The sequence below is a fragment of the Bacillus cereus group sp. MG16 genome (assembly GCF_040459875.1).
Lineage (GTDB): Bacteria > Bacillota > Bacilli > Bacillales > Bacillaceae_G > Bacillus_A > Bacillus_A paranthracis.
Genome location: NZ_JARVHE010000001.1, coordinates 3,092,436 through 3,109,417, shown reverse-complemented (window position 1 = coordinate 3,109,417; position 16,982 = coordinate 3,092,436). Strand labels below are relative to the sequence as shown.

Sequence of the window (16,982 nt, the reverse complement as noted above, 5' to 3'; positions counted from 1 at the left end):
GAGAAGAAGGTTGAAAATTAAATTACTACTAGTTGAGGATCATCATATCGTTCGAAGAGGACTTGTATTCTTTTTGAAAACGAGAGAAGAATTTGAAATTGTTGGGGAAGCAGAAAATGGAGAAGATGCGTTAACATTCGTCCAAACAAAAAGGCCAGATGTAGTATTAATGGATCTATCAATGCCGAAGATGGATGGCATCGAAGCAACAAAACAAATAAAACAATATGATGAAACGATAAAGATACTAATATTAAGCAGTTTTTCAGAGCAAGATTATGTTTTACCAGCACTTGAAGCCGGAGCAGATGGTTATCAATTAAAAGAAGTACAACCTGAGCAACTTGTAGCTTCTATTATTGCAGTACATGAAGGAAATACGAATTTTCATCCGAAGGTAACACCAGCACTATTAGGACGATCAGTAGTCAAGAAAGAAAAAGAAAACCCTTTTTCTATGTTAACGAAAAGAGAACAAGAAGTACTTCGTGAAATTGCGAAAGGGCGAAGTAATAAAGAAATTGCAGCAGTGCTTCATATTACAGAACAAACTGTAAAAACACATGTTTCAAATATTTTAGCTAAATTAGAAGTAGATGATCGTACGCAAGCTGCATTGTATGCAGTGAAACATGGGGAAAATAATAAGTATGAATAAATGTTTCGTATAGTATGACAGAATACATAGGAGCAATTAAAATGTTATAGTTAAGTCTAATAAAGGTTTTTCTTCTTTCAATAATTAGGTACAATAAAATGAAATTTTAATCCGTGGAGGGCCTATCCCCACTGATTATTAGCCCACACCAATTGTTTTTTTACGGGATAAAGCTACGATGGAAGGTGAAGATATGCTATGCCTGGTACAAGAAGTGGGATTGGAAAGATTCAAGCTTCGTTAAACGGTTTATCACCGGAATTGCGAAGTATTGCTGAACATATTTTAAAACATCCACAAGATGTTGTACATAGATCTATTACTGAGTTAGCAGAAGTTACGAATAGTTCTGAGGCTACGATATTTCGCTTATGTAAACACCTCGGTTTGCAAGGATTCCAAGATTTAAAGATTACATTAGCTCGTGAAATTGTCCATACACCGATGCAAAATCTACAAAGTATCCGTGAAACAATTTCGATGAAACGAATATAAAAAAGAGGCTGTCCCCAAAGGTGCTTTTTAGCCAAAATCGTATAAAAAGTGAAAGGCAGAAATGTTGATTTTATAACGTTTCTGCCTTTTCAATTTCATGTGATCTTACTTCGAAAGAGATTTATGAGACAGCCCCTTTTTTATTAGTGAATAGTTTGTTTATTTATTTTCTTGTAGAAATATGTGACTTACTTATAGCCAGTGATGACTCTCATTTAAAAAATATAAAAAGATTTATACAACAATTCAAACATTGTTCATAATTTCACAATTTGTTTTTGAAGTGTCATGTTATGATGAACATGTAATGATGATTGAACAATTAAACTTGGCACAATGATTAGCCAAACTAGTGAAGACAGAAGTTGTGAGATGAACTCATGAAAAATTCTAAAACACTAAAGGGGAGATCACATATGAAAGCAGTAGTAGTTAATAAAAATAGTAAAGCAAACATTGAAATTATTGAAAAAGAATTACGTCCGTTACACTCAGGTGAAGCGCTAGTAGATGTAGAGTATTGTGGAGTTTGTCATACTGATTTACACGTTGCAAATCATGATTTTGGAAACACAGATGGTCGTATTCTTGGTCATGAGGGTATAGGTATTGTGACGAAAATCGCTGATGATGTTACTTCACTAAAGGTGGGGGACCGTGTAAGTATTGCATGGATGTTCCAATCTTGTGGACGTTGTGAATATTGCGTAACAGGTAGGGAAACATTTTGCCGTGAAGTTAAGAATGCTGGTTATTCAGTAGATGGTGGTATGGCTGAACAATGTATTGTGACAGCTGATTATGCGGTGAAAGTACCAGAAGGATTAGATCCAGCTCAAGCATCATCAATCACATGTGCGGGTGTAACTACATATAAAGCTATAAAAGTATCCAATATTAAACCTGGCCAACCTATCGTCATCTATGGTTGTGGTGGATTAGGTAACCTAGCTATTCAATATGCTAAAAATGTATTTGGTGCAAAGGTAATTGCAGTAGATATTAATGACGATAAATTAGCCTTAGCAAAAGAGGTTGGAGCTGATATGACAATCAATCCAATTTCTCAAGGTCCTGCTGATAAGATTGTTCAAGATGAGTTTGGTGGTGCTTATGCTGCTGTAGTAACAGCTGTTTCAAAAGTAGCATTCAACTCTGCAGTTGATGCAGTACGTGCTTGTGGTAAAGTCGTTGCAGTAGGTTTACCAGTAGAAACGATGGATTTAAACATTCCGCGACTTGTACTAGATGGAATTGAAGTGGTTGGCTCTCTAGTCGGTACTCGTAAGGATCTAGAAGAGGCATTTATGTTCGGTGCAGAAGGAAAAGTAGTGCCTGTTGTTCAAACTTGTTCTCTAGATAAAGTACAAAATGTATTCGAAGAAATGGAACAAGGTCGAATTCAAGGACGTATGGTAATCGATTTTAAACAGCATAATTGTGATTGCAAATAATTCACATTAAATATAAAAAATATGAGTCTCACAAAGTACATGTAAAAAAGTTAGACTGCATAAAAAGATGATCCCTGTATGCAATAGGGATCATCTTTTTTATATTCTACTAATATCAATGCCAATCCATACTTGATTAATGAGACAGGATTAAAGGTTCACTTTATTTGCAAAAGAAAAAGAATCTTTATGTTTAACAAATTTTTTATGATCAGGAACGGTTTGAATTGCTACAGTTTGCGAATCTCTTGCTTTCAGTGCATCTTGAATCCCGAGTGTCATAAGCTTAATAAATAGAATCGTAATAAAGAAAGAAGCGAGAGTATAAAAAATAATCCACCATGAAAGATTCATTTCATTACGATTTAAGCCAATAAGACCTGCCCAATCATTAGATAGAGAAACAGGTTTGAGCACTCCGTCATATAGTTCACGCATTTGTATCCCGCCAATTACAATGTTAAGCAACGCTAAATGGATAACGAGTATGAGTGTTTGGACGATATGTTCCATAAATAATACAAATAAGCGGTCAAGTAATAAGACTCGTAAGTGTTTTTTCATAATATGAAAACGGCTAGCACCTAATAATTGTGCACTTAAAATGTAATCTCGTTTCATAAATTCATCAACCTCTGAGGATATATATAAAGAAAGTGTAGGCAGAGCGACGAAAATAAGTACGAGTACTTGATAAAACGTAAATGAAATATTTGGATCTAACCCATCAGCATTTGATGTGATTACAATATTAACGGGCGTAATAAGTATGAATGCGATAAATAGAGTTGGAATATAGTAAAAAACTTCTGAGCATCCCTGGAAAAATCTCTTGAGTTTTGGAGCAAATAAACTTAAGAGGATTCCTATACATGTTCCGCATAAAATTCGAAAGAAGCTAATTGCCACGGCTAATAGAATAGTAAATTTTGCTCCTTCTATAATTTGAAAGAAAACAGACTCTCCAAAACGATCAGATCCAAAAGGCGGAATTAACGATGGCGGAAAGGGGGCCTTTCCAAGTAATTCGTTATTGTCATTGTAAAGTAACTGAGGAGGTTTTGGGATGTTATCTTTAAAGAACCAACTATAAATAAAACTAGCTGAAATAAGTATAAATAAATAGGTAAAGCCGATTAAAAAGCGTTTTGATTTCCAAATAGATTTCATAATGCTACTCCTTTCAAGTGCTTTTGCCATCTATTCATCATGAATGAGATTATTTGAAAAATAGTATAAAACGGTAAAATAATCATAACCAGTATGATAAATGCAGCTGGAGGTGAAATAAACGCCTTATTAAATAAGAATTGAATAATGCCTTCCATATTAAAAACAAATTCTAAAATGAATAAATTAGAAAGTAAGAAAACAAAAATCGTTTTTAAATGGTGGAAGAAGTGGATAGATATATTTTTGAATAAATGAATGCATAGTATATAACTTGATGAAAGGCCTTTTCCATAGGCAACCTCTACATAATCTTTTCCATGTTCTTCTTTTATGTATAACACCATCATTCGAAACATTTGTAATGTAGGTAAGACTGCTAAAGATACAATTGGGAGTAAATAAGCTCGATTTTCATTAAAAGAAATAATGGTGAAAGGAGCTTCCCCGAATTTCCTAAGTACCCATATGAAAAATATTTGCAAACAAATCATCATCATCATATCAGGGACAGCTTCTAATATGAACACAATTCGGTTTATCCATTTTTTTATATAATCTTTTGCTAAAAAATAAAAAAATGCCATGCTGGATGATAGAAAGAGCGCAAGTAAAAAGGCTAAAAATAATACAGTAAATGAATATAGGTAAGGTTCTAAAACAGTTGGGAATAAGGGTATTTTTTTGAAACTACCAAATTTCGGATCTGATCCTATCACTACTAATGATTCAGGGGAGAAAACATCTTTTAACATAGTAACAATCTGATTAAAAAAAAGAATTGGTTGAAAGGTAAATCCATTTTGAGTGATAAATAAATAAGGTAAATTTAATAATAATAAGAGTGATAAAAGAATTGATGAAAGCTTAATTGTGAATTGAGATATTTTATGTAACATTAAATCCCTCCGACATCTTTTTACAACATTATACAATAAATTCTGGGATATTTTTATATTTTTCAGAAAAACAAGAAATTAATTAGATTTTATAATTATAATACGGAATATATTTACATAAGGAAATCTCTATATTGAGGACCGGATTTCTATGTCCATCAAGAGAAATGCCCAATATTTCCATTTTTGAAGCATTTGCTTTACTTCAATTGATTGGCATTTGGTGTTATTCCAATGTTACCAAGTTAATAGAACTAAATTTTCTTAAAACAAAAACCACCGAAATATAGAAGTGGTTTGGAACGTAAGGAATTTGTAAGGAAGAAGTAAGAAAAAAGAGATTTTCAATGTGTATGATCAAAATATAGAGAAGAACGGGAGGGGGAGTAGTTACTATCTATTTATATAAAAACAAATTAATTAATAAAACGCTATGGAAGAAAAGAAGAAATTATAGAAGTTAACAGATATCTGAAGAAGAGGGATTAATTATTTATTCGGTCAGAGCGTTGCTTATAGAAATGATTGATCTATAGATGATTGCAAATTCAGTATTGACTTTTATCATTGGGAGGGTTGATAGCTGTGTGATTAGCATATGACATAACTATCAACCAGCAATACAATTTAAATAGAGGAGAGGAATGCTTTATGAAAACACGCAGTAAAATTATATGTGGAAGTCTAGCGCTATTAATAGCTGGGAGTTCCCTGTTATACATAACACCAGCCTCAATTGTAAAAGCAGAACCGTCGCAAAATGTATCAAGTTCGTTACAAACAAGTACGCAAAGCGATCGTGCTCCCGTTAAGAAAGCAATACGGGATGCACTGCAACTTGGATACCCGGGAATACTCGCTAACATTTCTAAGGGTGGTAAAACTTGGAGTTATACCGCTGGGATAGCGGATCTGACAACCAAGAAACCAATGAAAGCAGATTTTCGCTTTCGCATTGGCAGTGTAACGAAAACGTTCATTGCAACAGTTCTACTTCAATTATCTGGAGAGAACCGTTTGAATCTAGACGACTCCATTGAAAAATGGTTGCCTGGTGTCATTCAAGGAAACGGATATGATGGTAACCAGATTACGATCCGGCAAATATTGAATCATACAAGTGGTATTGCTGAATATATGAATTCAAAAGACTTCGATATTATGGATACAAAAAAATCGTATACGGCTGAAGAATTTGTAAAGATGGGGATTTCCCTTCCCCCAGACTTTGCCCCGGGAAAGGGTTGGTCTTATTCAAACACAGGATACGTATTACTGGGGATCCTTATTGAAAAAGTAACTGGCAACAGCTATGCGGAAGAAGTTGAAAATCGGATTATTGAACCTCTTGATTTGTCAAATACATTCCTACCTGGTAATTCAAGCGTGATTCCAGGCACCAAGCATGCCCGTGGTTATATCCAACTAGATGGAGCAAGTGAGCTAAAAGACGTTACGTATATTAACCCAGGTAGCTCGGATGGGGATATGATTTCTACTGCTGACGATTTAAATAAATTCTTCTCATACTTACTTAGTGGTAAATTACTGAAGGAACAGCAACTAAAACAAATGCTTACTACAGTTCCTACAGATAGAGAAGGAGCGGGGTATGGTCTTGGAATCGTTGAATTTAAGCTTCCGAACGGTGTCTCGGTATGGGGACACAGAGGTAGCGTTCTAGGGTTTTCCACTTTTGTTGGTGGAACACTTGGAGGCAAGCATACATTGGCCGTCAATTTGAACAGCTTTAACTTTAGTAATCCTGATCCTTTTAAAAGTATTTTACTTGCTGAATTTAGGAAGTAGGCAAAAAGGCGAAATGGATAAGTTTTGTCATAGGTTTATAGTTTAAAATATATCATTTTGGTGCAAAAAACAACTTGCTCTAAAAAAATTTAATACTCGTAATTAAGTATAAAAGAACGCTATCGTTTTAAGTAAATATTTCAGGAGGGTTTTATGAAAAAGAAAATGATTACTGCACTTGGTGTTTCTGCTATAATACTGACTAATTTTGTAGGAAGTACTTATGCAGACTCTAAAACAGGAGTTTCTGTTACAGCTCCCTACAATAAAAATCAAATAGCGGAATGGTTAGAAATGCACGCGAAGCCTTTAAAAACAACAAATCCAAATACACCTTTTAATGATTTAAAACCATTTAAGAATATGGTGGGTTCAGCTTCAATTGTAGGTTTAGGTGAAGCTACGCATGGGGCTCATGAAGTTTTTACGATGAAAAACCGTATTGTAAATTATTTAGTATCTGAAAAGGGTTTTACCAACCTAGTTTTAGAAGAGGGGTGGGACAGAGCTTTAGAACTTGATCGATATGTTCTTACTGGTAAGGGTAATCCAAGCCAGCATCTATCACCTGTATTTAAGACGAAAGAAATGTTAGATTTACTTGATTGGATTCGGCAATATAATGCTAATCCAAAACATAAATCTAAAGTGCGTATCATCGGGATGGACATTCAATCAGTAAACGAGAATGTTTATAATAATATAATAGAATATATTAAAAGAACCAATTCAAAACTTGTGCCGAGGATAGAAGAGAAGATAAAAGGTCTTATTCCTGTAACAAAGGATATGAATACTTTTGAAAGCCTTACGAAAGAAGAAAAAGAAAAGTATATTTCAGATGCTAAACAAATTAGTGCTTTATTAGAGGAAAATAAAAGTTATTTAAATGGGAAATCTAAAGAGTTCGCATGGATAAAACAAAATGCTCGTATTATTGAACAGTTTACTACAATGTTAACGTCACCTCCTGATAAACCATCTGATTTATATTTGAAACATGATATCGCAATGTATGAAAATGCAAAGTGGACTGAAGAACATTTAGGAAAAACTATTGTATGGGGGCATAATGGCCACGTTTCGAAAACAAATATGCTTCCTTTTGTATACCCTAAAGTAGCTGGGCAGTATTTAGCAGAGTATTACGGAAAACGGTACGTATCTATTGGAACATCAGTTTATGAAGGACAATACAATGTCAAGAATAGCAATGGTGAATTTGGCCCATATGGAATATTAAAATCGGATGATCCAAACAGTTATAACTACATCTTTGGACAAGTTAAAAAAGATCAATTTTTTATTGATTTACGTAAGGCAAACGGCGTGACAAAAACTTGGTTAAACGAACAACATCCAATTTTCGCTGGAGTAACTACCGAAGGGCCTGATATACCAAAAACAGTTGATATATCATTAGGTAAAGCGTTTGATATACTTGTTCAAATTCAAAAAGTGAGTCCATCTCAACTACATCAATAAATTTAGAATAATGTACCTTAATGAAGTGTAGTGTTAAGTGTCAATAGAGTTGTTTGAATATGTCAGTTAGGTTATTTTCATTAAAGGATTATTAAATGGAATAAATGTTTTCAAATTAGAGACGATGTGGGATAGAAGCACAGTATCATCAAGTTAACAAAATAAAATTCTACCTAAAATGAAAAAAACGCTATTCTTTCTATAGAATCATAGGAAAGGATGGCGTTTTTTGATCTAATCTATTACTACAATTTGCTCACGAAATTTAAAACTTTTTGTCCCCTAACACCTTACGAAATCTTACTAAAAATATTGAGTTTGTACAACAAACCACATACCTATTAAGCTAAAGAACAAGTTACTCAAAAACTAGAAAAAGAGTTTGTTTCGAAACGGATATTATGTAACTTTACCGAACGGATCAGTTACCTGTGGTTGGTTAATGGGCTTAACTGAAAAAGCATTTGCAGAAGATCCTAAACTTGATGGTATTAAAGGTGAAATGAACTCTTCAGGAGAAGGAAAATGGACTGTTGAAACTGCACTTGAACTGCAAGCTGCAGCACCAGTAATCGCAATGTCATAATTTATGCGTTACCGTTCTCAGGAAGATGATACATTCCATGGAAAAGTAGTTTCAGCCCTTCGTAATCAGTTCGGTGGGCATGAAGTTGTGAAAAAATAGAGGATGATTTTTGAAAAGAAACTTGTGCATAAGCGCAAGTTTCTTTTTTTATAGTTTAAGAAATTACTAATTTAAAAATACCAATCAATCATCGTTTTTTTGTCATAAATGACAGCTTCAACGTTCATTGATTGAACAATATATTCTATATTTTCTTCTTTAGCTAATAATAAGGTTGTAAAGGAATCGAATATACTCATAAACGCATACTCATTGTCTTCGCTAGTAATAATTAACTCATTATTGCTAATGTCCCAAATATCTAATGGAGTAGTATTATCTACTTCTAATAATCCGTTTGTATCAAAAATTGGTGATTTGTCATCTAGCCAAATGTAATCCAACAAAATATAACCTCCTCTTAGACTTTGAAATGTACGGATTCCCGCATTATGTTTTTTGTATTGGTTGTATTAAGTATAAAGCGCTGCATGAAATATGTCCCAACATAAAAATAAGAATAAATAAAATGAAGTTTTCATAAATAGTAAAAGAATGATTATGTCATCAGTGTAGCTAAGAAATGATGTTACATATGGAGAGAGCGTGTTAAAAAAATATGAGGTGGTTAAATGGGAAATGAGCAAGTGAAGAATGTAGGGGAAGAAAAAAAGTTATGTCTTTGTATGATTGTTAAAAACGAGTCTAGAATTATGGAAAGATGTTTAAATGCTACGAAATCAATTGTAGATTTTGTTTCTATTTGTGATACTGGATCAACTGATCATACGCCTGAAATTATTGAAAATTGGTGTAAGGAAAATGAGATACCTGGGACGGTTCATCATGAGCCGTTTAAAAACTTTGGTTATAACAGAAGCTTAGCTGTTTCGTTAGCGCAAAAAACATACCCAGAAGCAGATTATTTATTAATATTAGATGCGGATATGATTTTAGAGGTTGATCCGAATTTCGATAAAACGAGCTTAACGGAAGACCATTATCTTACATTACAATATGATATTCATATTAAGTATTGGCTTACACGGCTTTTAAAAGCGTCTTTACCATGGAAATCAGTCGGTGTTACTCATGAGTATTGGGATATAGATCGTTCCAAAGTTGGAGAGAATTACAATACGAGAGTAGCTAGACTGGAGACGCTTGTCGTTAATGACCCTGGTGATGGTGGGAGTAAAGCGGATAAATTTGAAAGAGATGAGAGGCTGTTGTTACAAGGGCTGAGTGATCCAGAAACTACGCCAGATTTGCATATAAGATATTTATTTTATTTAGCCCAAACGTATTTTCATTTAAGTCAATTTGAAGATTCGATTAAGTGGTATAAAAAACGAGTGGAAGCAGGGGGATGGGTTGAAGAGGTATTTTATTCGTTATTACGAATAGGATTTTGTTATGAACAATTAGCAACTCGTTCAGCAAATAAACAACTTGAAGTAACAGAAGTGGATGAAAAAGAAAATGCTAAGAAACAAGAAGAGCAATATACAGCATTAGCTGTTCTTTATTTTCAAAAAGCGTGGGAATATAGACCAACTAGGGCTGAGCCATTATATCAACTTGCAAGAATGTATCGATTAAAATCTCAAAATAATATTGCTTTGATGTATGCCCTGCAAGGGAAGGAAATTCCTTTTCCGAAAAATGATCTTCTATTTGTAGATTATCATGTGTATGATTACTTATTTGACTATGAAATTTCTATAAATGCTTTTTATATACCACATAAAAAGCATTTAGGTGCAGTGTCACAAAAATTTTTGGAATCGAAAAAAGATGAGTTACCGTTGCATATAGCAAATATGGTAGAAAGTAATGCGAAATTTTATTAAATACAATTTCGGTTAAAGGAGTAGTGGAGTAATAATGGAATTAATACGATGGGCGCTAGAACTAGGAGAATCTGTGCATGGAAATACGTATGAAGAATTGTTGCCACTACTAGATTATTATTATGATCGTGATCATTTAAAAGCGTATTGTATCGCAAATCTTCTGTTAAACATGGACGTATCAGATGAACATCAGCAAAGAATTGAATTAAGAAGGTGCATTGCTGCTTATTATGCTGGACTATATAAAGTAGCAAAAAAACATGCAAAGGATCTTTTACTGAAATATCCGGATGTAGATTTATATAAGAATAATTTAAGGCTAATGGAAGCTTATTTGAATAAAGAATATGATTATTGTTTGTTTATATGCCCAAAGACGTATGGTAGTTTTATAGATGTTGCGCGAGCTTTGAAATGGCGATTGGAGCAAGAGGGAAATACAGCAATCATATCAGAAACAATACTCGAAAATGTGGGGAATACAATTGTTTTTGGAGCTCATACATATGCACATAGCCCACATCTCCTTCCGAAAAATGCAATTATTTATAATTTAGAACAGCTATATGAAGGAAGCCCTTATACGCATCCTCTTTATTTAATGTTATTAAAAGATAAGGAAATTTGGGATTATAGTAAACAAAATATAGAATGGTTAAAACAAAGAGGAGTAGGAAAAGAAATAAAACATGTAGGCATGAACTATGCACCAACTTTAGAAATAAAAAAAGATGCATTTGATGAAGAATTAATTGAAGACATTGATATACTGTTTATAGGTGCTCTTAACCCAAGACGGCAAGCTATATTGGATCAATTAAAAGTCGTTGCCCCGAATTTAAATATTGTTTTTAAAAATAATGCATGGGGAATTGTTAGAAATGAGTTAATTGCTAGGTCTAAAATTATATTAAATATCCACTTTTACTTATCTGGTATTCTTGAAACTCCTCGAGTTTCTTATGCAGTGGCAAATAAGAAATTTATTATTTCGGAAAATAGCAACCCGGAGGACGAAATAGATTGGCCGGGTATTGTATTTACTCCGTATGAAAAAATAATTGAAAACGTAATGAAATATATAGAGTTACCAGAAGAACGGAAAAGATTAGCGGAAAAAGCATATAACCATTTTAAAGCAAATGAAAGTTTAGGTACATTGAGCATGAGAGATGAAACAAAGTAATTGTACGAAACTCATACGAAAGTATGAGTTCTTTTTTGTTTATCATACTATTTTATGAAACAAGTTAACTCTTTATATTGTGTTTTGTATAGAAATTTCTGATAATATATAAGTAGAAATTGAAAACAAAGGGGAGAAATAATCATGAAACTAGTTGTTATTAACGGTACACCAAGAAAATTTGGTAGAACTCGCGTGGTGGCAAAATATATTGCGGATCAATTTGAAGGGGAATTATATGATTTAGCAATTGAGGAGTTACCTTTATACAATGGAGAAGAGTCACAACGTGATTTAGAGGCAGTGAAAAAATTAAAAACGTTAGTGAAAGCTGCGGATGGGGTTGTATTATGTACACCAGAATATCATAATGCGATGAGCGGTGCGCTGAAAAACTCTTTAGATTACTTAAGTAGTAATGAATTTATTCATAAACCAGTTGCGTTGTTAGCGGTTGCTGGTGGCGGTAAAGGTGGAATAAATGCATTAAACAGCATGCGAACGGTCGCTAGAGGTGTTTATGCAAATGCAATTCCAAAACAAGTTGTTCTTGATGGATTACATGTGCAAGATGGTGAACTTGGGGAAGATGCAAAACCATTAATTCATGATGTAGTTAAAGAATTGAAAGCATATATGAGCGTATATAAAGAGGTGAAAAAGCAACTAGGGGTTGAGTGATATGTCATCTCTTTATAAAGATTCACGCTTGTATTTCATTCTAGGGGCCAATAGTCTATCAGCTATTGGTTCCGGTATTGTAATGATAACGATTCCATGGTTGTTAATTAAAGAGAGTGGAGGAGAGACAACGTTTGGTTATGTTTCCATCATCTCAACACTGATTATGTTTTTGTTAACTCCGTTTATCGGGCAAAGTATTGATCGTTTTTCAAGAAAATCTTTATTATTATGCAATGAAGGTATTGGGATAGCCGTAATCGGAATAATGGTTATATGGGGATTTGCTGGGCAATCCTATCATTCTATTCATTATATTCTTATTTATATAGCAGGCTCTTTTTACTATCTATTATTTTATCCTACAATTTTTGCGTTCAACCAAGAAATTTTTCAAGCAGAACATTATAAAAGTTTAAGTGGAACGATGGAAATACAAGGACAGTTAACACAAGTTATTTCAGGAGCAGCCGCGAGCTTCCTAATTGAAGTTGTGTCTTTGAAGTGGATATTGTTAGTAGATATGTTAACTTTTGCAGGAGCATTATTGCTATTTTTATGTATACCGTATGTCAAGAAAAAAGAGATTAAAAAGAAAATAACATTTAAGAAGCAATTGTTCGAAGGAATTCACTTTATGAAAAACCGTCCTAAGCTCTTTTGGTTCTTACTTGCCACTTATATGCCGTTTATAGGGGTCATGATGGCAAATTATTTAATACCAGTTTATATTTCGGATATACTTAAAGCTAATGCCTCTGTATACGCAATAGAGGGGATGATGTATGGTGTTGGAGCGGTTGTTGCAGGAATCTGTATTCCACTCATAATGAAATATGTCAAAACAGAAGTTTCAATTGTTATGACGATGTGCATTTATGTAATTTCAATTACCGTAATGATTATTGAACCATCCGTATTATTTTTATATGGACTAGCGATTTTTCATGCGATTGGAAATGCGGGGACAAGAGTGGCGAGAAATGTATTGATGATGGAGGAAATCCCAAATGAAATAATGGGACGTGTAGATAGCTTATTTCGCTTAATTGGTACAGGAATACGCATTGTATTATTAATGTTGTTTACAGCGGGTGTATCTAAAGCCGGGGTAATGCTTCCTTTTTACGTATTAAGCTGCATATTGATCTTTTCATTAGGAATCGCTATCTATTATGTACTTTCACAGCGTAAAGTAAGAACGAACGTTTCTAATAAATCAATCATATAAAGTGAAACTAATAATCAGTAGGTTTTTTTTCCATCCCACTGATTATCAGCCCTCACCAATCGGGCTTTAATGGGCAGCCCGATCCCCACTTAACTTTTTTGCTTTCGCTGAATTTTGAGGTAGGGGTCTTACTGCCCATTAAAGCGGGATAAAAAATACTTCTGCCTTCCTATCTTTTTCTATATAATTAAAAAGAAAGGGAGTGCAAACGTATATATGAACAAATGGATATTACTTATAATCTTATTATTACCACCACTATACATCCTTTATATGACCTTTCGAATGAAGAAAGTTGCTCGTGAAAAGTTGAGCCATCACTCTCCGTACGTTCTTATATTAGGTGCAAAGTTATTTGGAGATAGACCGTCTTTATCTCTTCAAAACCGTTTGGATGTAGCATTGGAATATTTAGTTTCTCATCCTGAAGCGAAAGTAATTGTTTCAGGCGGTCAAGGGGAAGATGAAGATATACCGGAAGCTCATAGTATGAGAAACTATTTAATGGTAAATGGTATAGATAAGAGTCGTATTTTAATAGAAGATCAATCTACAAATACGTATGAGAATGTAAAGTTTAGTATGGATTTATATGATGTGAAACATGCGGTAGTTGTAAGTAATACGTATCATTTGTATAGAACGAAAATAATTGCAAAGCGTTTAGGCATGAAGATGGAGGCGCTAGCTGCTGAAACACCAATGCGTTCTAAGAGGAAAATGTATGTACGTGAATATGCTGCAATAATGAAAACAATATTGTTCGACCGTTAGAGCTCAAATAGGAGCTCTTTTTTTGTAGAATAAAGCGTATCATTTGAAATGAATTACATCTTCCATCAAAATAAAGGAAACAACGATAAAGGAGTTGTATTTGTGATTCAATTTAATCATGTGTCAAAAGCGTATGAAGATGGCACGAAAGCAGTGGATTCATTGCATTTAGAAATTAAAAAGGGAGAGTTTTTTGTCCTTATTGGTCCGAGTGGTTGCGGGAAAACAACGACAATGAAAATGATTAATCGTTTAATTGAAACGACTGAAGGATCGATTTTAATCGATGGAAAAGATATTCAACAATATAATATAAACGAATTACGCTGGGATATAGGATACGTGTTGCAGCAAATCGCTTTGTTCCCGCATATGACAATTGCAGAAAATATTGCAGTTGTTCCTGAAATGAGAAAGTGGAGCAAAGAAAAAACAAAAGCCCGTGTCGATGAATTGCTACAGATGGTCGGGCTAGATCCAGACGTATATCGCGATCGCATGCCTGATGAATTGTCAGGAGGTCAAAAGCAGCGCGTTGGTGTTGTACGGGCATTAGCCGCAAATCCGAAAATTGTTCTTATGGACGAACCATTTAGTGCGTTAGATCCATTAAGTAGGGAGCAGCTTCAGAAGGATATTGTACAATTGCAAAAAAAGATTCAAAAAACAATTGTATTTGTAACGCATGATATGCAAGAAGCGTTATCGCTTGGAGACCGTATTTGCGTTATGAAAGAAGGAAAAGTTGTTCAATTAGATACACCAGAAGGAATTATACATAACCCGAAAAATGAATTTGTAGAGGAGTTCATTGGAAATCGTGGACGACCTTGGTATGAGGGCATGAATATAGGAGAGGTAATGCCGCTAGACGATCGCACAAGAGTTAAAGGGATTGCTTTATCTTTGCATTCGCCTTTACAAGAAGCACTGATTCGCTTACAAGCTGAAGAATCAGTGCCAGTTGAAGAAAATGGTCAATATGTTGGAGCTTTAACAAGTCGTCATATTGTCAATTACATAGTTGAACAAATGAAGGAAAGAGGCTAAACAGTGACTGATTTTATACAAACGTTCCAAGAACGAAAAATAGAATTACTAACTGCATTAAGTGAGCATTTACAAATATCGCTTATTTCATTATTTTTTGCAGTAATTATTGCGGTACCGCTTGGCATTTTATTAACGAGAAAAGAGCGAATGGCTGAATTTATAATAGGAACTTCTGCAGTAATGCAGACGGTGCCATCACTTGCATTACTCGGACTATTAATTCCGTTAGTAGGAATCGGAAAAATCCCGGCCGTTATTGCATTAGTTGTGTATGCACTATTACCTATTTTACGCAATACATATACAGGAATACGGGAGTTAGATGAATCTTTAATCGAAGCAGCGAAAGCTATGGGGATGAATAGCTGGAGAAGACTGTGGAAGGTAGAGCTTCCTCTTGCGTTACCAATTATTATGGCCGGTATTCGTACGGCAATGGTATTAATTGTTGGAACGGCTACATTAGCAGCTCTTATAGGTGCTGGTGGGCTTGGTAAACTCATATTGCTTGGTATCGATCGGAATGATCATGCGCTTATCATTCTAGGGGCCGTACCAGCCGCGTTACTTGCTTTATTCTTTGATATAGTACTTCGGGTACTTGAGAGTCCAAAACGTTCGTCTAAGCGTGTTATATTGACGATATGTATTGTTTGTATAATGGTTGCTTCTCCATTTCTTTGGAATAGAGAAAAGAAAGATATTGTTATTGCGGGCAAACTTGGATCAGAACCTGAAATTTTAATTCAAATGTATAAGCAGCTTATTGAACAAGATACCGATTTACATGTACAATTAAAACCAGGTCTTGGAAAAACAGCATTTGTATTCGAAGCATTGAAATCAGGGGAAGTAGATATATACCCTGAGTTTTCGGGAACAGCTTTATCTACATTAGTGAAAGAAGAGCCAAAAAGTACAAATCGGGATGAAGTATATGAGCAGGCTCGCGTTGGAATGGAAAAGAAATATAGTATGGTTATGTTGAAACCAATGGAGTATAACAATACATATGCACTAGCTATGCCGAAAAAAATAGCAGATCAAAAGAATATAAGTACAATTTCTGATTTAGGAAATATTGCACAGGATGCTAAAGTAGGGTTCACATTAGAATTTGCTGATCGTGAAGACGGTTATAAAGGAATGCAAAAAATATATAACTATAAATTTTCAAATGTGAAAACGATGGAACCGAAATTACGTTACAGTGCAATTCAATCAGGGGATGTTAATGTAATCGATGCATATTCAACAGATAGTGAATTGGAACAGTACGGACTTAAAGTGTTAAAAGATGATAAAGGGTTATTCCCACCATATCAAGGTGCACCGTTATTAAGAAAAGAGACATTACAAAAATATCCTGAACTTGAAAAAGTATTAAATAAATTATCTGGAAAAATTACAGATGAAGAAATGCGAAAAATGAATTATGAAGTAAATGTGAATGGTAAAAGTAGTGAAGAAGTCGCAAAACAATTTTTACAAAAAGAGAATTTACTTCGTTAAATTTACAAAAAATATACAAATTCATATGTATGAAATGACCGTTCATTATAAAATGAACGGTTTTTTTGTGCATACTTATACATTTTTTCAAAAA

Annotated in this window: 13 protein-coding genes and 3 pseudogenes; 13 read left to right on the top strand and 3 right to left on the bottom strand. The window is 34.0% G+C overall.

What is annotated here, in order from left to right; all coding sequences use genetic code 11:
* Positions 1-10 precede the first annotated feature (10 nt).
* The 3 genes and pseudogenes from QCI73_RS16055 to adhP all read left to right on the top strand — a co-directional run bounded on the left by QCI73_RS16055 (position 11) and on the right by adhP (position 2,607).
* The gene (locus tag QCI73_RS16055) at positions 11-658 is read left to right on the top strand and encodes a response regulator (RefSeq protein WP_061686189.1); all 648 of its coding nucleotides are present in this window, start codon (positions 11-13) and stop codon (positions 656-658) included.
* Positions 659-856: 198 nt separating this feature from the next.
* Positions 857-1,114 (top strand): annotated as a pseudogene (locus QCI73_RS16050) (MurR/RpiR family transcriptional regulator); the annotation flags it as partial.
* Positions 1,115-1,569: 455 nt separating this feature from the next.
* Complete coding sequence (adhP, locus tag QCI73_RS16045) at positions 1,570-2,607, top strand: alcohol dehydrogenase AdhP (protein WP_074607785.1); 1,038 nt, start codon at positions 1,570-1,572, stop codon at positions 2,605-2,607.
* Between the two features lie 150 nt (positions 2,608-2,757).
* On the opposite strand, the gene QCI73_RS16040 is transcribed toward adhP, so the two are convergent.
* Together QCI73_RS16040 and QCI73_RS16035 are read right to left on the bottom strand one after the other, a co-directional pair.
* Positions 2,758-3,777 (bottom strand): ABC transporter permease, encoded by a 1,020-nt coding sequence (locus QCI73_RS16040; protein WP_046197509.1) that lies wholly within the window; start codon positions 3,775-3,777, stop codon positions 2,758-2,760.
* Positions 3,774-4,676, bottom strand: coding sequence for an ABC transporter permease subunit (locus tag QCI73_RS16035; RefSeq protein ID WP_000902489.1), 903 nt, complete (start codon positions 4,674-4,676; stop codon positions 3,774-3,776). Before QCI73_RS16035 ends, QCI73_RS16040 begins: the two co-directional genes overlap by 4 nt.
* A 651-nt stretch (positions 4,677-5,327) precedes the next feature.
* Here QCI73_RS16035 and QCI73_RS16030 point away from each other — a divergent pair.
* The 3 genes and pseudogenes from QCI73_RS16030 to QCI73_RS16020 form a co-directional block, all read left to right on the top strand.
* Positions 5,328-6,485 carry a serine hydrolase domain-containing protein gene (locus tag QCI73_RS16030; protein WP_327924613.1) on the top strand — a complete coding sequence of 386 codons (1,158 nt, stop codon included), beginning with the start codon at positions 5,328-5,330 and terminating at the stop codon, positions 6,483-6,485.
* 153 nt (positions 6,486-6,638) lie between these two features.
* On the top strand, positions 6,639-7,970 hold the full coding sequence (locus QCI73_RS16025) for an erythromycin esterase family protein (RefSeq protein WP_353823327.1): 1,332 nt from the start codon (positions 6,639-6,641) through the stop codon (positions 7,968-7,970).
* A gap of 415 nt (positions 7,971-8,385) precedes the next feature.
* Positions 8,386-8,655, top strand: a pseudogene (locus QCI73_RS16020) (6-phosphogluconate dehydrogenase); the annotation flags it as partial.
* Positions 8,656-8,726: 71 nt separating this feature from the next.
* Here the strand turns inward: QCI73_RS16020 and QCI73_RS16015 are convergent.
* Positions 8,727-8,969, bottom strand: a pseudogene (locus QCI73_RS16015) (DUF2711 family protein); the annotation flags it as partial.
* A 258-nt stretch (positions 8,970-9,227) separates the two neighbouring features.
* Between QCI73_RS16015 and QCI73_RS16010 the strand changes: the two are divergent.
* The 7 genes from QCI73_RS16010 to QCI73_RS15980 all read left to right on the top strand — a co-directional run bounded on the left by QCI73_RS16010 (position 9,228) and on the right by QCI73_RS15980 (position 16,888).
* Complete coding sequence (locus tag QCI73_RS16010) at positions 9,228-10,448, top strand: tetratricopeptide repeat-containing glycosyltransferase (protein ID WP_318581566.1); 1,221 nt, start codon at positions 9,228-9,230, stop codon at positions 10,446-10,448.
* Positions 10,449-10,482: 34 nt separating this feature from the next.
* Positions 10,483-11,637: a CgeB family protein gene (locus QCI73_RS16005; RefSeq protein WP_353823326.1), complete on the top strand. Its 1,155-nt coding sequence runs from the start codon at positions 10,483-10,485 to the stop codon at positions 11,635-11,637.
* A 144-nt stretch (positions 11,638-11,781) separates the two neighbouring features.
* A complete protein-coding gene (locus tag QCI73_RS16000; RefSeq protein ID WP_000780354.1) occupies positions 11,782-12,318 on the top strand; it encodes an NADPH-dependent FMN reductase in 537 nt (178 codons plus the stop codon).
* 1 nt (position 12,319) lies between these two features.
* The gene (locus tag QCI73_RS15995; protein ID WP_353823325.1) at positions 12,320-13,549 is read left to right on the top strand and encodes an MFS transporter; all 1,230 of its coding nucleotides are present in this window, start codon (positions 12,320-12,322) and stop codon (positions 13,547-13,549) included.
* Positions 13,550-13,765: 216 nt separating this feature from the next.
* Positions 13,766-14,323, top strand: a complete 558-nt coding sequence (locus QCI73_RS15990) for a YdcF family protein (RefSeq protein WP_353823324.1) — start codon at positions 13,766-13,768, stop codon at positions 14,321-14,323.
* A 102-nt stretch (positions 14,324-14,425) separates the two neighbouring features.
* A complete protein-coding gene (locus tag QCI73_RS15985; RefSeq protein ID WP_353823323.1) occupies positions 14,426-15,373 on the top strand; it encodes an ABC transporter ATP-binding protein in 948 nt (315 codons plus the stop codon).
* A gap of 3 nt (positions 15,374-15,376) precedes the next feature.
* Positions 15,377-16,888 (top strand): ABC transporter permease/substrate-binding protein, encoded by a 1,512-nt coding sequence (locus QCI73_RS15980; RefSeq protein WP_353823322.1) that lies wholly within the window; start codon positions 15,377-15,379, stop codon positions 16,886-16,888.
* Positions 16,889-16,982 lie beyond the last annotated feature (94 nt).